The 433-nt window shown below is 61.2% G+C and carries 1 protein-coding gene; it reads right to left on the minus strand.

All coding sequences use genetic code 11. The annotated features are described in order from the left end of the window. A partial coding sequence (locus M3661_RS29905; protein WP_251491356.1) for a 4Fe-4S cluster-binding domain-containing protein occupies positions 1 to 433 on the minus strand: 433 nt, incomplete at both ends.

A 433-nucleotide genomic window follows, 5' to 3' on the forward strand; every position in this document is an offset into this window, starting at 1 on the left:
GGTTCCATGATTTTAAAATCAAACAGCACTTCATTACAGGCTTCGGCCACCGGCAGGAAGCGGTCAAAAGCGCTGTCGCCCGCGGTTTCGATGGCGGTGCGGATCCCCCACTGGCGCAGGCGCTGGAGAAAGCGGGCGGCAAACCCGGCCTGCATGAGCACTTCGCCCCCGGAGAGGGTGACTCCGCCGCCGGAGGCGCGAAAGAAGACCTCATCCTTCAGCACCTCCTGCAACAGGTTATCCAGCGTCACATCGCGGCCAATCTGTTCCCACGCTCCGGATGGACATTCGGCAACGTCCTGCAGGCAGCGGGTGCAGCGCAGGCATTTGCTCTCCCGGCGCAGGGTCTGAATCCTGGGTGAAATTGATTCGGGATTGGCGCACCACGGGCAGGTATGAGGGCAGCCTTTAAAAAAGACCACCGAGCGGATCC

This window comes from Paenibacillus sp. MER 180, assembly GCF_023713665.1.
In the GTDB taxonomy this organism is placed as follows: domain Bacteria; phylum Bacillota; class Bacilli; order Paenibacillales; family Paenibacillaceae; genus Paenibacillus_B; species Paenibacillus_B suaedae.